Origin of the sequence: Microcoleus sp. B13-B6, assembly GCF_036705405.1 — a bacterium.
Taxonomy (GTDB): Bacteria; Cyanobacteriota; Cyanobacteriia; order Cyanobacteriales; family Microcoleaceae; genus Microcoleus.
This window is the reverse complement of sequence record NZ_JAUBUJ010000044.1, coordinates 28,950-33,154: the sequence shown is the minus strand read 5'-3', so window position 1 is coordinate 33,154 and position 4,205 is coordinate 28,950. Positions and strand designations below refer to the sequence as shown.

General features: G+C 44.3%; 6 protein-coding genes and 1 riboswitch. Of the genes, 2 read left to right on the top strand and 4 right to left on the bottom strand.

Annotated elements, in window-relative coordinates; genetic code table 11:
- Positions 1–235: 235 nt before the first annotated feature.
- Positions 236–1,207 (bottom strand): GTP-binding protein, encoded by a 972-nt coding sequence (locus QUB35_RS19890; RefSeq protein WP_333143492.1) that lies wholly within the window; start codon positions 1,205–1,207, stop codon positions 236–238.
- Positions 1,208–1,401: 194 nt separating this feature from the next.
- Here QUB35_RS19890 and QUB35_RS19885 point away from each other — a divergent pair, with 194 nt between their 5' ends.
- Both QUB35_RS19885 and QUB35_RS19880 read left to right on the top strand, forming a co-directional pair.
- Positions 1,402–1,725, top strand: coding sequence for a hypothetical protein (locus tag QUB35_RS19885; RefSeq protein WP_333107053.1), 324 nt, complete (start codon positions 1,402–1,404; stop codon positions 1,723–1,725).
- Positions 1,722–2,108 carry an aspartyl protease gene (locus QUB35_RS19880; RefSeq protein WP_333143491.1) on the top strand — a complete coding sequence of 129 codons (387 nt, stop codon included), beginning with the start codon at positions 1,722–1,724 and terminating at the stop codon, positions 2,106–2,108. The genes QUB35_RS19885 and QUB35_RS19880 overlap by 4 nt, the downstream gene beginning before the upstream one ends.
- Positions 2,109–2,156: 48 nt before the next feature.
- Here QUB35_RS19880 and cobW read toward each other — a convergent pair whose 3' ends face one another.
- From cobW to QUB35_RS19865, 3 genes are all read right to left on the bottom strand, one after another.
- The gene (cobW, locus tag QUB35_RS19875; protein ID WP_333143490.1) at positions 2,157–3,185 is read right to left on the bottom strand and encodes a cobalamin biosynthesis protein CobW; all 1,029 of its coding nucleotides are present in this window, start codon (positions 3,183–3,185) and stop codon (positions 2,157–2,159) included.
- 280 nt (positions 3,186–3,465) lie between these two features.
- The gene (locus QUB35_RS19870; RefSeq protein ID WP_333143489.1) at positions 3,466–3,873 is read right to left on the bottom strand and encodes a DUF1636 domain-containing protein; all 408 of its coding nucleotides are present in this window, start codon (positions 3,871–3,873) and stop codon (positions 3,466–3,468) included.
- 25 nt (positions 3,874–3,898) lie between these two features.
- Positions 3,899–4,045, bottom strand: a riboswitch (cobalamin riboswitch).
- Positions 4,003–4,205 (bottom strand): hypothetical protein (locus QUB35_RS19865; protein ID WP_333143488.1); only part of this gene is annotated, 203 nt, incomplete at its 5' end. Its footprint overlaps the riboswitch before it by 43 nt.

Sequence of the window (4,205 nt, the reverse complement as noted above, 5' to 3'; positions counted from 1 at the left end):
GTGGAACAGGCATCTTGCCTGTTCCATCCCACAAAAGATGAATTTTCATCTTGTGGAACAGGCATCTTGCCTGTTCCCTTCCACGGGCAAGATGCCCGTGCCACAAAAGATGAATTTTCATCTTGTGGAACAGGCATCTTGCCTGTTCCATCCCACAAAAGATGAATTTTCATCTTGTGGAACAGGCATCTTGCCTGTTCCTAAAAAGCTTATTAAAAATGCTTCAAGATGTCAGTTAAACCAGACATCTACGAAAATCCTCTCGCAATTGATTTTCGTTTAAGTTGCGGCCGATGAATACAAGCTCATTTTTCGGAGTTTCGGTAGCTTTCCAAGGTCTATCCGGTCGGCCATCGAACACCATGTGTACTCCTTGAAAAACAAATCGCTTGTTGTCTCCGGCGACATTCAAAATGCCCTTTGTCCGAAAGATATTCGGGCCTTGAGTTCGCAACAATTCCTCAATCCAATCGCTAAATTTGTTGCCATCAATAGCACCGGATTCGACTATTGCTACGGAAGTTACTGTTTCGTCGTGTTCGTGAGTGTGTTCGCCCAAAAAGTCTGGTTCTATTTCTAATGCCCGGTTCAAATCAAATGCTTTAACGCCCAACAAAGCATCCATTGCTAATTCAGCGTTGCGGGTGCGGTGAATTTTTGCCATTGCATTCATGGCGCGAATTCGCCTTTCTAATTCTGCCAATTCTTCCTCAGTCACTAAATCAGTTTTGTTGAGCAAAACTACATCGGCGAATGCAATTTGTTCTTGAGCTTCGTCTGCGTCCCAGTGCTGCCAGATGTGCTTGGCATCGACTACGGTGACAACTGCATCTAGCAGTAATTTTTCCCGCATATCTTCGTCTACAAAAAAGGTTTGAATTACTGGTGCGGGGTCGGCTAAACCTGTGGTTTCGATGACTATGTGATCGAATTTGTCTCGCCGCTTCATTAAGTTGCCGATAATCCGAATTAAATCGCCTCGGACTGTACAGCAAATGCAGCCGTTGTTCATCTCAAAAATTTCTTCGTCGGCATCAATTATCAGTTGGTTGTCGATGCCTACTTCGCCGAATTCGTTGACGATGACTGCAACTTTTTTGCCGTGTTCCTGTGTTAAAATGCGGTTCAGTAGCGTAGTTTTGCCTGCACCTAAATAGCCTGTGAGAACGGTAACAGGAACTGATTCGATCGCCCCAGCACTCACCATACTTGACCTCGATTATTGTACAATGATAACCATTATCGTTATTGTACACCAGACAAGCTGCTAGTAGCAAGAATATTACAAAATGTTAATAAATAGTTCGCTGGAGACTTTAAGGGCTGGTTGTAGGAAAAATAGACAAAATAATACTTGTGGGCTATCATAAATCAATCTATACATTTAATCTAAAAAACACCATGACTCAGCTATCAGAAAAGCGAAAAGCGCTGCGGAATAGAATCTCTCCCGAACAAACTATACCACCCGAAGAATTAGCAAGGCGCAAAGCAGAAAGAACTGAACTCGGTTTGCGCGGTCGAGCAATATTTGAGCGAATTCGCCCGAAACTGATCGACGAGTATTACAATTGGTTTATTGCGATAGAGCCGGACAGCGAAGAATACTTAATTGACCCCAAACTGTTAGGCATTGTCCAAAAAATTAAGGAACAGTATGGCGATAAAAATGTGATGTTAACAACCTTTCGCCTCAATGAAACAGGAACCTGTGGCAGAATATGATATCAGGTTGGTTTGGGGAAAACGGAGAATTGTTTTTTGAGATAGAGTTGATTGCATCTAATGGCGAGATTTTTCCAGTGGAAGTAATGCTAGATACAGGTTTTACCGCAGGCTATCTGGCAATTAATTTTCAAGATATGGAGGCTTTGGAGTGGCCGTTAGTTAAATCTAAATTCAAGCTGGCTACAGCGCGGGGAGATGCTTTATTTGACCTCTATGAAGGTCGAGTAATTATTGACGGTCAAGAGTTTGTTATTCCGGTTCATGTTGGAGAGGAACTCCCGGAGATTTTAATCGGTTCGCAATGGTTAGATAGGATGCAGCTAGTTGTTAATAAATCGATCGGCATTTTGACGTTAGAAACAGTATCGAGTGCAGAATGATTGCAGATCGATCGCCCTTTCTCAAAAAAAGCGATCGCCCGCATTCAACTACAAAAATGACTGTATTTTAGCAGAGTTGAGTTCCCGACCGATCAGCACTAATTTGGTTTGGCGGACTTCGGAAGGTTGCCAAGGACGATCGTAAAAATATTCTATCCGTGAACCCACACCTTGCAACACCATCCTCATCGGTTTCTTGGGAACCGCCACAAACCCTTTAATCCGATAAATTTCCTCCTGCTGCATCAACGATTGCAGTTTTTTCACCAAAGCTTCCGGTTCAAATTCGCGATCGGCAATAAAGTAAGTCGAGTTAATATCATCATCATGTTCATGTTCCTCCTCAGTGTCGTGGTGACTCGGACGAGACTCCAAATCATCCTCAACCGCCGCATTAAATCCCATTAGCACATCGGGGTTAATTTCGCCACTTTTGCAGGGAACAATTTTTACACTCGGACGTAACTCTTGTTGCAACCAGCTTTGGACTTTCTTGTGAGTTTCAGCATCTACGCGATCGACCTTCGTTAAAAGTACCATATCGGCACAGGCTAACTGGTCTTCAAACAATTCCTCGATCGGAGTTTCGTGATCTAAACTAGAATCAGCTTGTCGCTGTGCCATCAAAGCATCAATATCACCGACAAAAGTACCGCTAGCAATAGCTTCGCAATCGACAACAGCAACAACACCGTCTACAGTAGCACCCGTCCGAATTTCCGGCCAGCGAAAAGCTTGAATCAAAGGTTTAGGAAGTGCGAGGCCAGAAGTCTCAATTAAGATACAATCAATTTGTTCTCTGCGCTTCAACAATTCCTGCATAGTCGGCAAGAATTCCTCTTGAACAGTGCAGCAAAGACAACCATTTGTTAGTTCAACAATATTGCTGCTGACATTTTCTTCTTCATCGCAAACTTGGCAATCGCGCAGCAGTTCTCCATCAATTCCGATTTCGCCAAATTCGTTAACCAGAACAGCAATGCGGCGACCTTGATTATTTTGCAATAAGTGGCGAATTAAGGTAGTTTTGCCGCTACCAAGAAAACCAGTGATGACAGTAACAGGGATTTTGTGCATTGATAATTTTGTTGTTGTTGGTGAAGGGGAATCTCTCGTTTTCTAGTTCCCAAGCTCTACCCATTGGTGACAACTTAAGCCGACCGTCCGCCAGGGAATGAATTCCCTGGCTGATAGCTAAAGTCCTCTGAAGAGGACTAATGAGTTCTTCAGTCCTCTTCAGAGGACTTTAGCTTTGAGGCAGGGGTTTCAACCCCTGCCGGACTGCTGCCGGAGGGCAGGAGGGCCGGTTTGACGTTAAGTTGTCACCAATGGGCCGATCCTAGGAACAAGAAAAACTCTAATTTACCAGTGGTGGAATCTTTGCTAAAACACCTTTTTTCAGAGCTTGAGGACGCTCAGACCAAGGCAACAAACCGTCCGGTTTAGCATAGTATTGACCCGCGCATTCGAGTACAGCCTCGACGCTTTCCGACTCATTTGCTGGTAAATCGCCAAACAGATAAGTGTACTTTCCAACAGCAGCAAAAGACACCGCACAAGAGTGACTGCAAGCACTCATGCACTCAACCTCTTGAATCTCAAACTTATCAGAAAACTCCCAATCTTTAGCGAGTTGCGACAAATTTTCCATAAATTGTTGACCGCCGCTTTTACCTTCGCGCTTGCCGTTTTTCCAAACACTAGCGCAAGCAGTGCAAACAAATAGACTGTGCTTTGTGCGTACAGCCGTGTTAATTCCATCCATCATCCGTACCTCGCAGATGCGTTCAAAAGTGAGTTAGATATCGGCGGGCATTCTGACTTGAGAAACCACAACGGTTTCATTACAGTTGCGGGACAGCGCCGGACTTGCACCGAACTTTCCCCGTTTCCTCTAACGGCTGCTCCCCGCTAGAACCGATCGCGAAATCACATCATACCGCACTTGCCGCCTTTTTGGAAAAAAGTTATGTTGGTAATGTCGATCCATCAAAAAAAAATAACTCTTTGTGGAACAGGCATCTTGCCTGTTGCTGACAGGAGAAAACCCCACCAAAAAAAATAACTCTTTGTGGAACAGGCATCTTGCCTGTTGCT